An 18,664-nucleotide genomic window follows, 5' to 3' on the forward strand; every position below is an offset into this window, starting at 1 on the left:
CTCTGGCTTTGTTATGGGGCATTTTCACTCTACTTCGTTGGCCTTTTTGCCCGTATCATTTCCGATATGGATTGCCCGCGCCCGTAAGCGCGCGCCTCGTCAGGCATAAACAGCCTCTAAATCTCAAAAACAAAATTTAAACAGGTTCTGATTCTCTTCCCGTAAATACTGTTTCATGATTTCCTCACAGTGGTTAAAATCACTGTGAGGAAATACACCAACTGCTTTGCCAGTTCAAACCCTTATTTATTCATCATTCTATACACAGACACATGGGCAATTTTTATTTTCAACTTTTATTGATTCATATTTACTTCTATTGTGATTGGGAAAGAGTGGGGATATCGCTCGAAATAAAAAATCCCTTCACTACCCGGCAACGGGTAAATTATCCATTGCCTGCCAGATAGAAATTACACGGGCTTTGATTTACAACAGGTACTGAAGGATTTCAGGACGATTGTTCAGGTATTCGTATTTCATTCCACTTTGCGTCATCCTGTGAAGAAGCAGATTAAGGTCGTCTTTTTTCAAAATTTCCAATCCGATAAATGCGGGCCCGTTTTCGCGGTTGTTTTTTTGGGAGTATTCGAAATGTGTAATATCCTGTCCGGTATCCAGAACCTTGTCGAGAAATTCTCTTAGTGCGCCCGCCCGCTGAGGAAATCTTACAATGAAGTAATGTTTAAGGCCTTCGTACATCAGTGAACGTTCCCTGATTTCTTCTGTTCGAGAAATGTCGTTGTTGCTTCCGCTTACAATACATACAACTGTTTTGTGTGTTATTTCTGATGCGTAAAGGTCAAGTGCAGTAATGGCAAGTGCTCCTGCGGGTTCCACAATAATAGCTTCTTCGTTGTAAAGCTGAAGTATGGTGCTGCACACTTTACCCTCAGGCACGGTAACAATATCGTATAAATGTGTTTTACAGATTTCAAAGGTTTTGTCGCCCACGCGTTTTACGGCAGCACCGTCAATAAACTTATCTATTTCCGTCAGGGTATGATTGAAGCCCAGTTGTAACGATGTTTTCATTGACGGTGCGCCTTCGGGTTCCACACCAATAATATGCGTATGCGGACTAAGTTTACTGAATACGGTACAAATTCCTGCTGCAAGTCCGCCTCCACCTACCGGTACAAACATATAATCAATTTTTCCGGCAAAATCTTCAAGTATTTCCAGCCCTATTGTTGCTTGTCCCTCTATGACTTTCTCATCGTCGAAAGGATGGATAAAGGGCATTTTGTTTTTTGCCGAAAGCTCAAGAGCTTCTTTGTAGCTGTCGTCAAAAGTATCTCCTTTTAAATAGAGCTGCACAAACTCACCGCCAAACATTTTTACTTGATTTACTTTTTGTGTGGGCGTGGTAACAGGCATGAAGATATGTCCTTTTATACCGAGTAGTTTACACGAAAGGGCCACTCCCTGTGCATGATTTCCCGCACTGGCACATACCACACCTTTAGTGGTTTTGGAAGCAGGTACTGAAGTGATTTTATTATAGGCTCCTCTGATCTTATAGGAACGAACAATCTGAAGATCTTCTCGCTTCAGGTAAATTTCCGCATTGAATTTCGAAGAAAGCCCTGCATTGTATTGCAAAGGCGTATGCCGCACAATTTTTTTGAGTTTGGGATACGCTTCATTCACTATAAGATCAAAGGATGCCATTGATAGTGTATAATAGATTAAGGTCTTAATTTTCTGACTTGCGCACCCGCCTGCCACATTTCCGAGTTCTGGATTTCGGCCAGTTCAGATTGAAGCTGTTCACGATAATTGTTTTTTTGATTAGCGGTAATGGTTCGTTCTGCTTCTTTACCGCTGGCTACACTATCGTACAATTTTTCGAATACGGGCTCGGTAGCCTTACGGAATTCATGCCTCCAGTCGAGTGCGCCGCGCTGTGCCGTGGTAGATGTGTTTGCAAACATCCATTCCATACCGTTTTCGGCCACGAGTGGCATAAGGCTCTGGGTGAGTTCTTCTACTGTTTCGTTGAAAGCTTCGGAGGGAGTATGTCCTTTTTTTCTGAGTATGTTGTATTGAGCTTCCATAATACCGGCAAGGGCCCCCATAAGCACACCGCGTTCGCCAGTTAAATCACTGAATACTTCGCGTGTAAAATCGGTTTCAAACAAATACCCTGAGCCAATGCCGATGCCAAGTGCCAGTGCAGTTTCCCGTGCGTTTCCGGAATAATCCTGATAAACTGCAAAACTCGAATTGATTCCCTTCTGCTGCAAAAAAAGTCGTCTTACGCTGGTTCCCGAACCTTTTGGAGCCACAAGCACTACATCTACATCGGCTGGCGGAACAATGCCTGTTTTCTGGTGAAAGGTAACACCGAAGCCGTGAGAGAAATAAAGTGTTTTTCCCTTGGAGAGATGCTTTAAAAGCATGGGCCAGGCGTTTATTTGCCCTGCATCGGAATATAGGAACATGATTATTTCAGCTTTTGCACAGGCCGTTTCGGGTTCAAATAAATTTTCATTTTCTTTCCAACCGTCATTCAATGCTTTTTCCCAACTGCCCGAATTTTTACGTTGCCCTACAATTACATTGAATCCGTTATCGCGCAGGTTGAGCGCCTGTGCTGGTCCCTGCACACCATAGCCAAGTACGGCAATGGTTTTGTTGTTTAATAATTTCTGTGCTTTTTCGATGCTGAAATCTGCGCGGGTAACTACTTCTTCCATTACCCCGCCAAAATTTAGTTTAGTCATTTGATTGTATATTTAGTTGATTTTGGTGTGTTGTTAATTCAATACTTCTGCTTCTTGAGGTTGTGAGGTTTCATTTACATCCAGAGCCGATGTAGTTCCCGAAAGGGTTACTGTAATACTTCCAGAGCGTGAAAATTCCAGTATTCCATACTGCTCAAGATCTTTGAACAGCGCATGGGTTTCATCGGTCGTTCCGGTTTTCTCAATCACAATAAATTGTTCCGTTACACTCAGGATTCTCGAGTGGTGACGACGGATTATTTTATCGAGATCGTGAAATGCTGCCGACCGGAGGCCGAGTTTGTACAAAGCAATTTCTTGCTGCAGAACTTCGTTTTCCTGCTGGCAGCTGGTGTTGAGAACGTCAATCTGTTTCTGAATCTGAGTGATTACATTGTGTATCATTTGTTCGTTTGCGCGAACAAATACTGTGAAACGGAATACGCCTTCTTCTTCCGATGGCGATGCGGTGATACTGTTAATATGAAGCCGCCGTCGGGTAAAAATGCAGGCAAGCCTGTTAATTATTCCGATCTGATTTTCGGTGAATACCGAAATGGCATAGTTGTTCATTTCAATTTTATTTTAGTTTTACATCAGCCACACCGGCACCACCAGGCACCATGGGGAATACATTTTCTTCCTGCATCACTGTCACTTCAAGAAAGTATGGTTCTTTTGCACGGAGCATTTTATTGAGAGCTTCATCAAGCTGTGCGCGTTGATTAATTTTATTGGTTTTCAGGCCATAGCCCTTACAAATCAGCATAAAATCAGGGTTACTCATTTCGGTAAATGAGTATCTTTTTTCGAAAAACAACTCCTGCCATTGTCTTACCATTCCCAGGTAATTGTTGTTCAGCAAAAGCACTTTAACAGGAATCTGATACTGGCGAATAACCGCCAGTTCCTGCAAAGTCATTTGAAAACCACCATCGCCGAGCACAGCAATAACTTCTTTCTGAGGAACGGCCAGTTTAGCCCCCATTGCAGCGGGAAGACCATATCCCATTGTGCCAAGTCCGCCTGAGGTGATTAGCTGACCGCCATCGTTTAAAGTATAGTAGCGGCTGCAGATCATTTGATGCTGGCCCACATCGGTTACTACGATTGCTCTTCCACCTGTTTTCTTTGCCAGCAGGTGTATTACTTCTGCCATTTTCAATTCGTTTCCATCTCCCGAAATCGCAGAATCAATTACGGTTTTTTGTTCAAGGTTTTTGCAGCGTTCAAATTCAGAAAGCCATTCCGGGTGCGCTTGATGCTTTACCAGTGGTAATAGTTTCATTAGCGCCTCTCTGGCATCAGCCACTATCGCTACGTCGGCTTTAATGATCTTATTAATTTCGGCAGGATCAATGTCGATGTGAATGACCTTTGCCTGGCGGGCATAGGTTTTTACATTGCCGGTTACTCTGTCGTCGAAACGCATGCCTACAGCGATAATTAAGTCACATTCATTTGTGAGCACATTAGGGCCGTAATTTCCATGCATTCCGAGATATCCTACATATAATGGATGATCTGCTGGCATCGCCCCCAAACCGAGTAGTGTACAGGCAACCGGGCTTCCTGTTTTTTCGGATAATAATTTTAACTCGTTACGTGCACCGGATAGCAGTACCCCCTGTCCTGCAAGTATGTAAGGTCGTTTGGCTTCATTTATTAGTGCTGCCGCTTGTTGCAGGTCGGTATCTTTGGCTGGTAATGAGGCTGTATAACTTCGAATACCCGTGCATTTTTCATATTCGAAATCGAACAACTCAAATTGCGCATCTTTGGTTATATCCACCAGCACCGGCCCCGGGCGGCCGCTCTGAGCAATGTAAAATGCTTTTGCGAGCACTGACGGAATATCAGCCGCACGGGTTACCTGGCAATTCCATTTGGTAACAGGCGAGGTGATACTGATTATGTCTGTTTCCTGAAACGCATCGGTACCAAGCAATGGAGATGCAACCTGACCGGTGATACACACCAGCGGTGTGCTGTCTATCTGAGCATCCGCAAGGCCTGTAACCAGGTTTGTGGCTCCGGGGCCGGAGGTAGCGAGGCAGACACCGGTTTTGCCATTTGCACGGGCATAACCTTCGGCCGCATGTATTGCGCCCTGTTCATGCCTCACAAGAATATGAGTAATACGATCATTGTAATCGTAAAGTGCATCATACACCGGCATAATTGCGCCGCCGGGATACCCGAATAGTATATCTGTATGTTCGGCCAGCAGGCTGAGAATAACTGCTCTGGCTCCGTTAATTTTCGTGGAAGTGCCCATTTTAATTAATATGTCTGTCCGTACTCGTCCATTTTATTGCTTTTTTTTGGGTAAGAAAAAAGCCCTTCTCAGACTCTGAGAAGGGCTTAATATATAGCCAAGCGTAATCGCTCTCAGACTCGGTCTGTGAGTGAAATAATGACAATTACAAATTGCGTATTGCTGGTTGTGTTAAGCATGAGTCAAAAGTAGAGATTCTGTTTTGTATTCCAAATTTATTTTTGTTTGATATTAGTGAGTCTGATTATTCATCTGTTACACACCCTTCTGATGCACTTTGTACTGTTTTGTAGTATTTGAGTAGTGTTCCGTTTTTTACAGGAACTTCTTTTGGGGTATAAGTAGTGCGTCTGAGTGTAAATTCTTCTTCTGACAGGTGGAGTGTAAGCGTATTATTTACAGCATCAATTGATATCAGGTCGTTGTTTTGAATCAGTGCAATAGGTCCGCCGTCCTGAGCTTCTGGAGTTATATGCCCTACAACAAGCCCGTGTGTGCCTCCCGAAAATCGCCCGTCGGTAATAAGTGCGGTTTTTTTACCAAGTCCCGCGCCCATTATTGCCGAAGTGGGTTTTAGCATTTCGGGCATTCCCGGACCGCCCTTTGGACCAGCGTATCGAATTACGATTACATTTCCTTCTTTCACTTTACCGGAGCTGATTCCCTGTATTGCATCGGTTTCGTTATCAAATACAACCGCATTGCCACAGAAAAACTCACCTTCGTTTCCGCTTATTTTGGCCACAGCGCCCTCAGGAGCAAGGTTGCCATATAATACTTGTATATGTCCGGCTGGTTTTACCGGATGTTCGGGTGTGGCAATAATTGTTTGTCCTTCGGCAAGGGGATTGGCATCGCGTAGGTTTTCCGCCACAGTTTTCCCTGTTACTGTAAGGCAATCACCATGAAGCATTCCTTTCTCAAGCATGAGCTTCATCACAGCTGGAATTCCGCCTGCGTGGTGAAGATCTTCCATCAGATATTTGCCGCTGGGTTTCAGGTCTGCGAGGCAGGGAGTGTTATTGCTTAGTCGTTGAAAATCGTCGAGATTTAGTTTTACGCCAACAGAACGAGCCATAGCAATTAAGTGTAAAACGGCATTGGTTGACCCGCCCAGTACCATCACCAGTCTTATTGCATTCTCAAATGCGCGGAAGGTCATAATATCAGAAGGGCAGATGTTTTTCTCGAGAAGTATTCGCATGTATTTTCCGGCCTCGGCACATTCGTGTTTTTTTTCGAGGCTCATAGCCGGGTTCGAAGAACTGTATGGCAAAGCCATGCCCAGTGCTTCTATTGCCGATGCCATTGTGTTGGCGGTGTACATTCCTCCGCAAGCACCTGCACCGGGGCAGGCATTGCGTATTATGGCCTTAAAATCGAAGTCGGAAATTTTCTCGCTGAATTTCTGTCCCAGTGCTTCAAATGCTGAAACGATATTCAGTTTCTCTCCGTTGTGTGAACCAGAGTGTATGGTGCCGCCGTAAACCATTATCGACGGACGGTTTAGCCTGCCCATGGCAATGAGTGAACCGGGCATGTTTTTATCGCAGCCAACTACCGCAATCACTCCATCGTACCAGTGAGCATTAACGACCGTTTCAATACTGTCGGCAATAATTTCTCTTGACACCAGAGAGTACTTCATGCCGCTGGTTCCATTGGCAATTCCATCACTTACGCCAATGGTGTTGAAAATCAGTCCCACCAGTCCATGGTCTGCAACTCCTTTCTTTACATCAAGAGCCAGGCCGTTTAAATGCATGTTGCAGGTATTGCCTTCGTATCCGGTTGATACAATGCCAACCTGTGCTTTGTCGAAATCTGCTTCCTTAAGCCCAATTCCAAAGAGCATAGCCTGTGATCCCGGTTGTGTAGGGTCTTGTGTGAGTGTGGCGCTGTATCTGTTGAGTTTGTTTGACATACGTCGCTTTATTTGGATACATAGTATTTTTCGTAAAGGCAATTTGGAGCCGATATTATGCTGTGCTTTCAGATAAGAACGTTTCGTTCTTCAGTTAATGTAACCAGCTCCTTGTACTTTTTAGCAAGCCGCGCTCCGAGTGTATCTTCCCATTTTTTTACAAATGGAATATTGTTGAGCGAATTCAAACCGGTTACCTCTACCGCAGTACCTGTAAAAAATGCACCGTCGGCATTAAATACATCTTCAGGAGTAAACAGTTTTTCCTTTAACGTAAAGCCCAGTTCTTGGCATAATTCAAACATTGTAGCACGGGTTATTCCGGGGAGTATGTTGCCTTTGGGTGGTGTGTATAATATTCCGTTCTTTTCGTAAAAGAAATTTGCACCTGATCCTTCGGCTACAAAACCATTTGGGTCAAGTAGCAATGCATCGTTGTATCCTTTTGAACGTGCTTCGCAGGTGGCTAATATTGAATTAATATAATGACCAGTAACTTTGGCTTCCACATGACAGGAATGCGGGTTCGGTCTTTGATAGCTGGAAACGCCAATATCGAGAAGTTCTGATCCTAGATATTTCCCCCATTCCCAAGCGCAGATGAATATATTTATTTCGTTTCCTTCGGTGAGTGACATATTTGGCCCGCAATACACAAGCGGACGGATGTAGGCATCACTCAGGTTGTTTTCTTTCAGCAGTTTATAGGTAATGGAGGTTAGTTCTTCTACAGTGTATGGAACATGAATATGCACTTTTGAAGCTGAATAGATTAACCGTTCATAGTGTTCCTTTACCTTGAAGATACTAGTGCCATGTGGTGTATGATAACTTCTTATCCCTTCAAATACACCGTATCCGTAATGAAGGGTTTGTGAGTAGAGGCCGGTGGTGGCTTCGGTGGCTGGCAGAAAACTGCCGTTTAAAAATACTTTGGTGTTAGGTTGGTAGTACATGTGTTTTGTGTGGTGTTGAGATATAAAAAAAGCTCCTTACTTGTTAGAGAGAAGGAGCTTCATAATGAGCAATTTTCCTCCATCTTCATTAAAGAGGGATGATATTGACAATGAAGGATGTATTTTTTGCAGGTTGCATTTTGCTTCTGGATTACTTCGGCAAACATATACGCTCCTTTGTGTAAGCACAAATAATATTTTTTATATATTAGTGCGTCTGATTAAGTAAAATTATGTCCGCTTCAAAATCTCATCCCTGCTTCTTGCTTGTTAAATCAATGACTATGTCTGAAAAAAGATATTATAAAATTTGGTCATCGAGGCATATTATAGGGAGTCAGAATAAGTATATTTCATTATTTGATGCACTCGACTCTCAGGTTGAAGAAAATGATGTGCTTTTAAAGGTTGAGTTGAAAAAGCAAAATATCAACGTCGATTATCTTTCTGCTGATAAGAATTACTTGTATCATCATATTCTTAAATCCCTTAACTCCTTTCATTCCTCAAAAAGTCTTAGTCTTGAAATAAAAGAGATTTTGATTTCAGTAGAAATCCTTTTTAGTAAAGGGATTTATGACCAATGTCTGAAATTGATTAAGCGGGCTAAGGGGCTGGCACTTTCCATAGAAAATTTTCAACTACTGCTTGATATCCTTGTCTGGGAGCGTAAATGCCTGGGGTATTCACAAGGTATAAAAGTAGCCTATCAGGCAAATAAGGAGATATCTGTTTATTCGAAGCAGGCGGTAAATCAGAAAAAGTATTCGGATATCTTTTTTCGGATAGCCTTGCTCAGGCAACGTTACAATAAAGGAGAAAAGTCGATTGTGTTTGAAAAGCTTAAGAAAATAATGGATAATCCCCTCTTGGAAAATGAGGAGAATGCACTTTCTTTTTCGGCGCTAGTGCGTTTTCATCAGATTTATTCGCTGTTTTATTTTATAAAAGACGATAAGGAAAAAGAACTCGTACATACACTTCGACTGATTGATTTAATAGACAGTAATGAAATCTACTGGAATGAAAATCCGCTTGATTATGTTACGATATACAGTCGTCTCCTTGCATTGAAAAGAGGTAAAGGACGTAAAGAAATAGAAGCTGATTTGCGGAAGATGCGTGCATTTCCTGATCGTGTGAAAATTTCGAGACAAACAATAATCGACAGGGTTTTTGTGTACTCATCCATGTCTGAACTGGCTATGCTTATTGAACATAAAGACTTTTCATCTGGTTATGTCTTAATAAAAGGGATTGCCCTCCAACTTGAAAAAATTGCCACGCCTATGGAGAAAGGCTATTACATTTCGATGTACTATATGTTTGGATATATATGTTTTGCTATGGGTAAGTTTCACGAGTCACTAAAATATTTTAATCACGTGATTAATAGCTTTAAAGAAGATCAGCGACCAGATATTTATTATCAGGCTAAGTTGCTTGGTATGCTCAATCAATATGAGTTGGGCAATTATGAGTTGCTGGGTTATCAGTATAATTCTGTCTATAATTTTTACAGGAAAAGAAGAAGGTTGTATGAGACAGAGAAAGTGGTTCTTGGTTTTTTAAAGCAAGCCGAAGGAGCGCATCTCAATCATACAATTCAACACTTACTCACGGAGCTTCACAAGAGTCTGAATGAAATAGCTGTTAATAGTTTTGAGCGTAATGCATTGAATTTATTTGACTTTACTTTTTGGGCACAAGCACGAATAAAGGGCAAAACAATGAATGAATTTTCAGGACAACGTATCAGGCAATAGTTGTTTGTATTACTTGAGATGCAGGACAAACATTTCATTTATACTGAAATACCCAGCACCAGTACATCATCAACCTGCTGTAAATTACCTTTCCACTTGTTAAAGGTGTTTGCAATGATGGTTTGCTGTTCGTTCATGGGTAACTTGTGCAGATTGATCAGTAATTCGTGGAAGCGTTTTACCATGAATTTTTTCCCGCGTTCACCACCAAACTGATCGGCATAGCCATCGGTGCTGAGATAAATGCAGTCGTTCGGTTCGAGAATAAGCGTGTGTGAAACAAATGCCGGGGGCAATGCATGCATATCGCCGGCAATGGCTCGTTTAACCGGTTTTATTTCATGTAATGAGCTGTTGCGGATATACCAGAGTGCGCGGTTAGCACCGGCATACTGCAGGTTATTTTGTTTGTCGATGACAATGAGGGCCAAATCCATGCCGTCTTTCGTTTCGCCCACGGAGTCCTGCTTGAGTGCATGTCGCACGCCGTTGTGTAGATGTTCCAGTATTTCGTGCGGTTGTGTGAGTCCGCGTTCAACGATTAGATGGTTGAGCAATGTATTTCCAATCATGCTCATAAATGCACCCGGCACACCATGTCCTGTGCAATCTACACATGCCAGAAATTTCAGTCCCTGATGTTCAGCACACCAGTAGAAGTCGCCGCTTACAATATCCTGTGGCTGATAAAACACAAAGAAACTGCCGAAGAGTTTTTGCATATCGCTTTCGAGCGGGAGAATGGCGCTTTGTATGCGACGTGCATAATGGATGCTGTCGCGGATATCGGTATATGCGGTTTCGAGTTCGGCCTTTTGTGTTTCTACTAGTTTTTTCTGCTGTTGTACTTCGGTGGTTCGTTGTTGTATCACTTGCTCAAGCCGCTGTTTTTGTTTACGTAAGCGTGCGGCACTTAATTTAGCTGTAAGTGTGATAAGCACACCCAAAATAAATATGTAGCCTGCATAAGCCCATCCGGTGCGATACCAGGGCGGAAGAATGACAAAATGAAAGACTGCATTTTCTGATACGTTTCCGGTTACTGAAATGGCCTGTACGCTAAATGTGTAATTGCCTTCAGGCAGGTTGGTGTATGATTTAAAGGTAAGCGAACCTGTATTGAACCACGCTGTATCAAAGCCTTCGAGCTTACATCTGAAACTCATTTCTGATACAAACTCAATGCAGGGCGATGAAAAGTGAAACGTAATATCACGGAGTGAATAGCTGATTGGGGTTGAAAAGCTATAGTTGCTGAGCGTGATATTGGAACGCAGTATTGAGTCTTTGCCCGCAATTACCTTGCGCACCATAGCTACAAAAGGCTTTCCGGAGGCCGGCATCGTATTGTGATGCCTTATTGACATGATAGTGGTGGCAGAAACCGTCCAGATATAGTTTGATGTAAGCAGCGACTGGTTAATGGCCGACTTGTCGGGCATATTCGTAAGCTGATAAGGCAAGTAACGCACCGTATTACCAAAATTTCCAAATAATATTTCCGGTTTGTTATCAAGCGGTTCCAGCAAAAGTCCGGGATCTGCAGGTGGTGATATGCGCAGGCCGGTGTTTGTGTAAAACTTTGAAAAGATATCAGCCGCATTCGTAAAGCAAACAGCGTTTCGGCCATTGTCTTTGGCTGGCTGGTAGCGAATAGCACTGTGGTTGTGTATATAGTATATGCTGTCGTTAATAATTACAGGGTAAAAGTCGTTTTCCGGAAATCCGTTTTGTTGCCCGTATTTACGTATCTGTATTGTGTTTGATTTCAGATTGAGCTCGATGCGGAGACCTTGCTTAAATCGGTTTGCTCCCCAGATTACATAGTTTTCATTCGATGTGCTGATTTGCTGTGGTGAGGAAACACGGATTATTTCTTCTGCATCAAGATTGAATTGATGAATTACACTGTATTGTCCGGCATCGTTACATTCCACAAGGCTAATGCTCCCTTTTTCAAAAGCGATATAGCTTTTGTCTTTTCCCGGTATGTTTCGCAGGCAATTGGTATAGGAGTGTGTAATGTATTGTGGTTGTTGATTACGAATGAGAATAAGTCCGGCACTTGTACACAGTAACAGATCTTTTTCTGCGGGTAAAATTTCCCAGATTTCTGTTTGAAGATTTGCTATTTTCTGAAAGGAAAGTGGAGAATATCCGCTCTCCGGTTCACGTGCTGCGTAAAGTCCTTCGGTGGTACTGAAGTAGAGCACGCTGTCGGCATAGCCAAGAGAAATGAGACTTCCTTCGAATCCCGCCTGTGAATTGAAAATGCGAATGGGCGAATTGAAGGTAATACGGCTTATACCGTAATTATGAGTGGCCCAGATATTTTTGTAATTATCGGTAAATACGGATGAAACTGTTTCGTCGCTGAGTCCTGATTTTTTATTGACAATTGAAATAATTTTTCCGGAGGTGGTGTAGAACGCAATGCCGCTTCGGCTGCACACGGCAATGCTTGAGTCGTTGGCATAAATGCAGCCGAGTACACCTGCACGCATTAGAAATTCATCGTTTATGCAAGGAATGGTATCCAGTGTTTTCCGGGCGGGCGAATAGCGCATAAAACCATGATCACCGGTGAGCAAAAGCAGGGTGCCGTTTTTTTCACTAAGCATACCCATCAGGCGTTCGGTGGCAAAACGTTCGCAACCCGCTACCGGCCATATCCGGTTACCCGAAACTTCCATTAGTCCCACATTGCGCTGCCGTACATACAGTTTTTCGTTAACCGTAAAGGAAAGGGCGAATGTATTGACTCCGGCCTCAATAATTTGGGTAATCTTTTTATCCTTTACCTGAAAAATGCGTTCCGCAGACTGAAAATATATAGCTCCGCCGGCCGCATTTACTTTCCATACATCGGTAAACGCTTTTTGTTTCTCAGGCAACCCTTTACAAAGGGATTCATACACAAAATTGCCGCCGGTATTTCGCCTCAGGTAACCAAAATCTCCCACTGAAGCTATATACACCACATCATTCACTTCGTCGTAATACAAGTTACGGCATGCCGCACCCGGTTTTACAGCAATATGATCCCAGTTTTGCCCGTCGAAACAAAATACTTCTGATGTCCCGCCGAAAAACATAAGCCCGTGCTTATCCTGTACAGTATGCCATACCTGATCAAATCCGTTGTACGCTGCCGGTAAATGATTTTCTATATAGTAGCCATGATGCTGCGCGATGAGGCGATCCGGCAAAAGTAGCCTTACGAGACAAACAAGAATCAAAAGAAAAAATCTTCCTGACATAACCTGCGGAGTAACACAGGAAAGTTAAACAGTCTTTTGCAACCAAAAAAGAATATTCAAAAAAAACTGACTGATGGAGTGTGTGTTATATTCGATTTTTGTGTGATTTGTATTCGTTCTGTAAAAATACGGCCAGAGTGTTGTTATCTGCTTTTGCTTTTAGCCATTGTGAAATTTGAAGGTAGTCGTTTTCGTAAGGGTTTTTCAGTTCTGCCAGTTTCTTTATATACATATTGCATAGCTCGCTTACTTTTTCCTGATTTTTGCTGTAGTATTTACATACACTATTTATTGCCTCAAATTCTAATTCATCAAATTCCTGATGATCGCCTTTTTTGTGAAGCAGCGCTTTGTAGTTCTCAAGCGCGTAACTTGCATAGTCAGTATCCTTTTTTTCAATATGTACTAGTATGTTCAATAAGATAGTTCGGAAATAAATTAACTGATTTCTAAATTGTTTATTATTAATAATCTGATTTGTCATTTTGAGGCATAATTTATAATTCCCCGAAACGAATGAAGAGAAGGCAATACTGTGGAATAGATTCATTTTCCGCGCCGGGTTGGTAGAGTTTTTTGAATTGCGGGTTATGTGTTTTGAAGCGTCTTCCAGAATTTGATTCGTATTATCCAAATCGCCCTTCTTTGATAAACAGGCGAGCATTTGAGTATAGTAGTAGTCTCTTATAATTTCACGCGCAAAATCATTATTTATCTCCGGATAGTCATTTTCTAACATAAGTAGTTTGTTAGCCATTGAAGCAGCTTCATCATACATTTTTTCCTGTATAAGTGAAACTGTTTGATTTTGTAAAGAAGCAATGTAGTGAGTTGGATAAACAGAAATCAGATGTGGTTGTTTTTGGAAAAAATCGAAGAGTTCATTTTGAACAATTTTTAGTTCATCGATATTTCCTCCACTTAAGAATTCCATCTGTTTAATTAGTAAAATGCTAAGTCTTTTTCGTGAAGAATAATTTGTCGTTTCATTTTCGAATTGCTTTATTCTATCGAATAAGTGCACGTATTCAGAATTTCCGGTATTTGAAACTCTGTTTATTTGTGAGGAAATTAAGAATGATAATTTTCGTCCGATAATATCTATTTCAATCTGATCGCGAAGTAATTTAGAATGATAATCGAGTTCATCCAGTTTGCGGTCGTAATAACTGGATACTTGGTGACTGGGTATTTCTTTAATTTCAATTATCATCTCCCACAAAATAATATCAATCAGATAAAAACTCAAGTCGTATTTTTCTGCAATTTTCCGTGCTCTTCTGATTAATTTTCCTGAATGTTCCACCAGATTCTTTGTAAGAAGAATTTCCGCTCTTTGGATTAAATCCAACACCAAAGCTGGGTTTGATGATTCAGAGTGGTAGGATTTTAGTGATTTAGTGATTAGTTCGTACAGGTAATTTTTTACGCGTGAAAGGTTGTTTACAAATTCAGTGTGCTCCAATTGTATCCGGAGCTTTTTTTCATCATAAACCTTGAGCTTGCAGAGCGCGTCAAACAAAACAACATAATTATTATCCCGGCTATTGATATGAATTCTTGCGTACTTTTTGAAATATTGCTTCTCATTTTTACTCAATGATTGAACAAGTTCATAAAGTTCGTCTGAGGGAAGTTTATTATTCATTTTTGAACTGTTTTGTTGCTGAATGAGATGCTTAAACTACGCCACGGCATAATTAATTAAGTATTTCTTCTGTTTTTCAAAACCTGATAAAATGAATTCCCTTCGATAGCACATGTAATCCAGTCAAGTAGAATTCTTTTATTAATTATTCTTGTCTGATGAAAAGTGTCGGGTGTGCTTTTTGTAAGTAACAGGTTTTTTATTTCAGCAAGAAGTTCGTTTGCATCGGTTTGGGTTACAATTTCATTTTTTGTATGATTGACGTAGTGTAATACTTCATTAAAGTATCCCATCTTTTCAGTGTTTTTAATTATTCTGATAATCTGTTTGATTGTACTTTTCAGATAATCATAATTTCCCAAGTGATAGTGATTCATGAAATTCAGAACCAACATGTCATAATGTGCTAAATGGTTGATATTGGACTTATCATTAAGCAGGTTATTAATTATTTTATTGCATTGTCTGTATTTTTCATGTACAAAAAGGTGGTAGGCCAGACTAACACTCAGGTAAGCCAGCAATAGCTGATCTCCATTATGATTGATTTCAAATTCATAATGCTGTTGCGCTTTCTCAAACTCAGAATGTGCTAATTCCATTCTTCCCGATTGAATTGTTGAAAGTAAAAGAACGGCATAGTAAAACGATATCACTTTTCTTGATGAACTATGTGTTGGAAGAAAATTCTGTTCTATATATTCTTGCCTCAATTGTTCAAGTCGTTTAAAGCCCTCGTCGTATCGCTCATCTCTCATCAGAATACTTGAAAGATTTAGCAGGGAGTTGCAGTATTCTGCCGCAAACACTTTGCGTAAATGTGTGTCTGATTCTATCAGCTGAATTATTATTTCTAGATCAGAAATCAGTGTGGCAGTGTTTTTTTCATTTTCAGAAAAAAAATGTCTTATCAGATGACTATAGATTTTATTTTTAATTGAAAGCTTAGAATAACTATCCTCCGCTAGCAGCTTGTTTGTCTTTACAGCATTAATGTACGCCTCATGTTTCGTATCTCCCGAATTGTAACTGTGTGAAATTGATAGGTATAGAAGGATATTTTTAAACTCTTCCTGAATACTTAGTTCATTTATCTGTGCAATGGTATGATCATGTAGTTTATTGATGTTCGTTTTAGTATGCTGATTACGTGTGAAGTTGTATTCCAGCTTTTTTTCTGCCTGATTTATTTCAATATGTCCTAACGGGATATCATAGCTCTGTGCAATTATTCTGGCCTTTTGAATGAATTTTTTACTTTGCTCAGAAAGTGCCCTGTCCATAAGCATTTCAGCCCGAAATAGATTTTCCTTTATTTGGTATTCCGGCGATTGTGGTGCGGATATACTACGTAGTGATTTAAGAATGAGTTCGTAGAGATAGTTTTTTAAACGAGGTAAGTTTTTTATCAGATTTTTATTGTTGATTCTTTTCTTTAGTTTAATTTCATCATACACGCTCATCTTACTAATCTCATCGAATAAAAGAAAATAGTTTACGGTATCTTTCTGTATATGTCTCTGGGCATATTTTTTGAAGTGACTTTTCTCAATCTTATTCATTGAGTGAATTAGTTCAAATAAATCATCCTTCTGCATATTGTGAAGAGTTTAATTGAGCCAAATATATTTTTTTGCGATTTATCTTTTGTGCAGAGTGATGTATTCTTTTCAACGAGGTGTAAATTCAATTACGCTTATTTGTATTCGGGTTCCTTGTATTCGTTGATTTTTTATTGGTGGGTGATGTATGATGAGATAATCTATGACTACCATTAAATGAGAGAATTGTTCAATATATGTTTTTTGATGGTTATGTAGATTTACTGTAAGTGTGATTTTAGGAACATATTGCTATTTGTTAAAATCTTGAATATCAATACTATATGTGTTTATTTGTTCTGTTCGACTTGTAATTCTTAATCCATTTTGGCTCAATATTTTCCCTGCAAAAATTTGTTTGCGATGAGTCGAAAAATACTTTTGCCACGACTCACACATCTTCACACAACTCACTCCCATGCAAAGGAAATATTTCTTCCTCATCTTGCTGTTTTTAGGCCTTACCGGACTTAAGGCGCAAGTAGCTCCCTATTGCTTTACTCAATCAACAGCTACCTACAGTGCGATAACTGGTGGTTCTGTATTGGGTACAATTGCCAACGATGATGATGCCTTTACGGCATTGAACATTGGGTTTACATTCAACTTTAAGGGTGTTAATTACACACAGTTTTGTGTAAACACCAATGGCTATCTTATTATGGGGCCCACTGAAAACGGGGCTTCCTATAATCCGATTTCTTTTGCAAATGATGATTATGTTATCTCCGGTTTGGGCACTGACCTTGCGGCTCAGACCGGTTCGGTGCTTCGCTACCAGACTACAGGTACGTCTCCTAATCGGATACTTACTGTGCAGTGGCTCAATTACTCTACTTTTGGCAATGCTGATAATATTAACTTTCAAATCCGACTGCTTGAAGGATCAAACAATATTCAGTTTAATTATGGTTCTTTTACGCTTGATCCGCTAACATTTGCTGCTGCAGAAGTAGGATTGCGTGGTGTAACAGCCAATCTCGATGATTTCAATAATGTTTATGTGGAGAACACCGTTAATACGTGGGCTACACCTGTTATTTTGGGCAATGATCTTTATGCATCATGCGGTATTGAGGCGCCGACCTTTCGGCCTTCTTCAGGTTTACGATATCAATGGGCGCCCTCAACTTTAACCAATGTTGTAACGCCGGTAAGTGCTTGTCCCGGTTCTTCGGTAACATTGAATGCTACCGCATCAAGCGGCACAATAAACTGGTATTCTACAGCTACCAGCACTACGATACTTGGTTCGGGTGCCACATATACTACTCCTGTTATCAATGGATCCGATACCTTTTTCGTGGCAATGAACGGTTGCAATACACAACGTGTTCCCGTATATGTGGATATAAGCGGTGAATTGTCTTCACGTTTTGCGTTTACACAAAACAGCTCCACATATGCTGCAATAACTGGTGGAACCGTACTTGGTACTACTGCAAACGATACAAACTATTTTAACGCATTGCCCATTGGCTTTACCTTTAATTACCGCGGAACTAACTACACACAATTCTGTGCAGCTACAGACGGTTACATTTCGCTCGGAGCCACTACCACCACTTTTTCTACTGCGCCTGTTACTTTTCCGGTTGATGACAATGTTATTTCTGCGTTAGGAGGGGATCTGGCAGGCCAGGCAGGATCTGTATTACGTTATCAAACTACGGGTACTTCACCCAATCGTGTATTAACTATACAGTGGTCAAACTATCGTTTTGCGGGTGGTACCGGCATGAATTATAACTTCCAAATTAAGTTATTTGAGACAACCAACGTAATTCAGATCATTTACGGTGCATTTACTCAACCTGCCGGCGCGTTTAATTTTTTTGAAGTAGGTCTTGTTGGCGATACCACAGGCGCATTCCATGATTTTCTTGGCCGTACTGTGTTGGAGACAGTACATACATGGGCAACCTCAGCAAATGCGAATACACTTTTTGATGTGTTTGCGGAGATTAATGAGAATACCTTTAAACCCGCTTCCGGTCAGCGTTATATTTATACACCTTACCAGATTAATACCACCACCCCGGCATCCCGTTGTGGTGCAGGAACAGTAACGCTAAGTGCGACTTCAAATGCATCAACTATACAATGGTTTAGCTCGGCTACAGGAGGCACTCCGCTTTTCACAGGTGCTTCTTTTACCACACCCTCTATTTCTACAACCACCACTTATTATGTAAGTGCAATAGGAGCTAGTTGTCAGATATTGCCAAGAATTCCGGTAATTGCTACGATAAACCCACTTCCTACAGTAACTGCTTCGGCCAGCACAACCAGCATTTGCGCAGGCGGCAGCACCACACTCACCGCAAGCGGCGCCAGCACATACACATGGAATCCCGGTAACCTGAGTGGTGCTTCGGTAACTGTATCGCCCACGGCTACGACCACATACACGGTAACCGGAACATCGGCTGCGGGTTGTACAGGTACATCAAATCTTACGGTTACAGTAAATGCATTGCCCACTGTAACGGCCACGGCCAG

The 18,664-nt window shown here is 41.2% G+C and carries 11 protein-coding genes; 2 read left to right on the forward strand and 9 right to left on the reverse strand.

What is annotated here, in order from left to right:
* Nucleotides 1-429: 429 nt before the first annotated feature.
* The 6 genes from ilvA to IM638_17890 form a co-directional block, all read right to left on the reverse strand.
* Nucleotides 430-1,674: a threonine ammonia-lyase IlvA gene (ilvA, locus tag IM638_17865; GenBank protein ID MCA6364903.1), complete on the reverse strand. Its 1,245-nt coding sequence runs from the start codon at nt 1,672-1,674 to the stop codon at nt 430-432.
* Nucleotides 1,675-1,691: 17 nt separating this feature from the next.
* Nucleotides 1,692-2,729 (reverse strand): ketol-acid reductoisomerase, encoded by a 1,038-nt coding sequence (ilvC, locus tag IM638_17870; GenBank protein MCA6364904.1) that lies wholly within the window; start codon nt 2,727-2,729, stop codon nt 1,692-1,694.
* A gap of 33 nt (nt 2,730-2,762) precedes the next feature.
* Nucleotides 2,763-3,302: an acetolactate synthase small subunit gene (gene ilvN, locus IM638_17875; GenBank protein MCA6364905.1), complete on the reverse strand. Its 540-nt coding sequence runs from the start codon at nt 3,300-3,302 to the stop codon at nt 2,763-2,765.
* 7 nt (nt 3,303-3,309) lie between these two features.
* A complete protein-coding gene (gene ilvB / locus IM638_17880) occupies nt 3,310-5,007 on the reverse strand; it encodes a biosynthetic-type acetolactate synthase large subunit (GenBank protein ID MCA6364906.1) in 1,698 nt (565 codons plus the stop codon).
* Nucleotides 5,008-5,251: 244 nt separating this feature from the next.
* Nucleotides 5,252-6,931 (reverse strand): dihydroxy-acid dehydratase, encoded by a 1,680-nt coding sequence (gene ilvD / locus IM638_17885; GenBank protein MCA6364907.1) that lies wholly within the window; start codon nt 6,929-6,931, stop codon nt 5,252-5,254.
* A gap of 68 nt (nt 6,932-6,999) precedes the next feature.
* Nucleotides 7,000-7,887 carry a branched-chain amino acid transaminase gene (locus IM638_17890; protein ID MCA6364908.1) on the reverse strand — a complete coding sequence of 296 codons (888 nt, stop codon included), beginning with the start codon at nt 7,885-7,887 and terminating at the stop codon, nt 7,000-7,002.
* Between the two features lie 284 nt (nt 7,888-8,171).
* On the opposite strand from IM638_17890, the gene IM638_17895 reads away from it, so the two are divergent.
* Complete coding sequence (locus tag IM638_17895) at nt 8,172-9,653, forward strand: hypothetical protein (protein MCA6364909.1); 1,482 nt, start codon at nt 8,172-8,174, stop codon at nt 9,651-9,653.
* Between the two features lie 38 nt (nt 9,654-9,691).
* Here the strand turns inward: IM638_17895 and IM638_17900 are convergent, their stop codons facing one another.
* The 3 genes from IM638_17900 to IM638_17910 all read right to left on the reverse strand — a co-directional run bounded on the left by IM638_17900 (nt 9,692) and on the right by IM638_17910 (nt 16,159).
* Entirely contained in the window at nt 9,692-12,913 is a 3,222-nt protein-coding gene (locus IM638_17900) for a SpoIIE family protein phosphatase (protein ID MCA6364910.1), read from the reverse strand.
* A gap of 85 nt (nt 12,914-12,998) precedes the next feature.
* Nucleotides 12,999-14,561 carry a hypothetical protein gene (locus IM638_17905; protein ID MCA6364911.1) on the reverse strand — a complete coding sequence of 521 codons (1,563 nt, stop codon included), beginning with the start codon at nt 14,559-14,561 and terminating at the stop codon, nt 12,999-13,001.
* 56 nt (nt 14,562-14,617) lie between these two features.
* Nucleotides 14,618-16,159, reverse strand: coding sequence for a hypothetical protein (locus tag IM638_17910; GenBank protein MCA6364912.1), 1,542 nt, complete (start codon nt 16,157-16,159; stop codon nt 14,618-14,620).
* A 421-nt stretch (nt 16,160-16,580) separates the two neighbouring features.
* Between IM638_17910 and IM638_17915 the strand changes: the two genes are divergently transcribed.
* The coding region (locus IM638_17915) for a hypothetical protein (protein MCA6364913.1) at nt 16,581-18,664 on the forward strand (2,084 nt) is incomplete at its 3' end.

It is taken from the genome of Bacteroidota bacterium, from assembly GCA_020402865.1.
In the GTDB taxonomy this organism is placed as follows: domain Bacteria; phylum Bacteroidota; class Bacteroidia; order Palsa-965; family Palsa-965.

Coding starts and splice junctions, on each gene's coding strand:
- IM638_17895 (MCA6364909.1), top strand. CDS start 8,172: ATGTCTGAAAAAAGATATTATAAAATTTGGTCATCGAGGCATATTATA.
- IM638_17900 (MCA6364910.1), bottom strand. CDS start 12,913: ATGTCAGGAAGATTTTTTCTTTTGATTCTTGTTTGTCTCGTAAGGCTA.
- ilvD (MCA6364907.1), bottom strand. CDS start 6,931: ATGTCAAACAAACTCAACAGATACAGCGCCACACTCACACAAGACCCT.
- ilvA (MCA6364903.1), bottom strand. CDS start 1,674: ATGGCATCCTTTGATCTTATAGTGAATGAAGCGTATCCCAAACTCAAA.
- IM638_17890 (MCA6364908.1), bottom strand. CDS start 7,887: ATGTACTACCAACCTAACACCAAAGTATTTTTAAACGGCAGTTTTCTG.
- IM638_17905 (MCA6364911.1), bottom strand. CDS start 14,561: ATGAATAATAAACTTCCCTCAGACGAACTTTATGAACTTGTTCAATCA.
- ilvC (MCA6364904.1), bottom strand. CDS start 2,729: ATGACTAAACTAAATTTTGGCGGGGTAATGGAAGAAGTAGTTACCCGC.
- IM638_17910 (MCA6364912.1), bottom strand. CDS start 16,159: ATGCAGAAGGATGATTTATTTGAACTAATTCACTCAATGAATAAGATT.
- ilvN (MCA6364905.1), bottom strand. CDS start 3,302: ATGAACAACTATGCCATTTCGGTATTCACCGAAAATCAGATCGGAATA.
- ilvB (MCA6364906.1), bottom strand. CDS start 5,007: ATGGGCACTTCCACGAAAATTAACGGAGCCAGAGCAGTTATTCTCAGC.